The following is a 1,001-nucleotide window of genomic DNA, read 5'->3' on the forward strand; positions in this document are numbered from 1 at the left end:
GAGTTATCAAAAAACCCGTTTCAAAATTTAAATCTAAAAAAGTTAAACACAGAGGTACTGGCATAAAAATGAATCCTCCTGTTTTTGTAATTTTAAATCCTCCCAAGCCTTAAGTAAACCGTATTGGATTTTAATGGGTTGACCTGTTTTTCGTTCAATTGTAGCTTCGCTTAATTCAGGGAAGTAAGGAAGTAGGACTTCTAGCAATTTTTCATCATTTGAAGTAATTTCGTTGGGCAGTTCGATTTGCCTGCCTTCATATTCTATTAGACTCATTGTTACCTCTTTAAAACAGGGGGATTTGTACTCCAGCTTCACCTTTGTTGACGGGGTGGTTAGCAGGATTTTGAAGATTTGGTTTGGCTTGTTTCCGGGGTTGACCAACAGAAGAACGAATTTGAGCGCTCACTTTTCGGTTAGGTAGGTTAGAGGCTAACCGCTGGAGCAATTCTTGTAAATGGTTTGGCCAAGCTCCAATCGAGTTTTCTCTAACTTGTACTAATAGTGGTAAGTCGTCATGGCTCGTTGCTGTAATTTCTACGATTCGCCCTTCTGGATGCCCATCGTCTGGTCGCATAACAATGTGGATTTTGATTGTACAAAAATTGAATTCATAAGGTTCTGATTCTCCTTCATCAAGTAAGTCAGGACTCTGTGAAGTGTTCTCAGTTTTGTTGATGGTTTCACCCACTTTTTGAGTAGCTGAAAGTGGAATCTCCTCTCCAGTTGGTTCGGAATTTGGTTCTATTTGGGTCATGGCTGGATTCGCAGTACAAGCAAGTGCAGCTTATTCTCACAAATTGCCGCGCTCGCGGCCTTGCTTTTAACGATCTATTTTTTGTAAAGTTTTAACGGTACTATGATAAAAAGTTGTAGTTAGGAATGAAAATTTAATAACTTTAGCGTTGGTTAAATAGTCGGCACTGCACGATAATTCCATTTTGGTAGATATTCATCAAAAATAATTTTCATTGTTTCTTTAAATCCATTAGCTACTTTTC

At 38.4% G+C, this 1,001-nt stretch carries 2 protein-coding genes; both read right to left on the minus strand.

Annotated features, from left to right (window positions below; all coding sequences use genetic code 11):
- Positions 1–42: 42 nt before the first annotated feature.
- Complete coding sequence (locus K4039_RS26645; protein ID WP_265239511.1) at positions 43–276, minus strand: hypothetical protein; 234 nt, start codon at positions 274–276, stop codon at positions 43–45.
- A gap of 10 nt (positions 277–286) precedes the next feature.
- Positions 287–757, minus strand: coding sequence for a hypothetical protein (locus K4039_RS26650; protein WP_265239512.1), 471 nt, complete (start codon positions 755–757; stop codon positions 287–289).
- Between the last annotated feature and the right edge of the window lie 244 nt (positions 758–1,001).

This window comes from Lyngbya sp. CCAP 1446/10 (assembly GCF_026130175.1).
In the GTDB taxonomy this organism is placed as follows: domain Bacteria; phylum Cyanobacteriota; class Cyanobacteriia; order Cyanobacteriales; family Microcoleaceae; genus Microcoleus.

Bases quoted from the DNA above. Each gene is read 5' to 3' on its own strand.
- K4039_RS26650 (WP_265239512.1), bottom strand. From the start codon at position 757: ATGACCCAAATAGAACCAAATTCCGAACCAACTGGAGAGGAGATTCCA.
- K4039_RS26645 (WP_265239511.1), bottom strand. From the start codon at position 276: ATGAGTCTAATAGAATATGAAGGCAGGCAAATCGAACTGCCCAACGAA.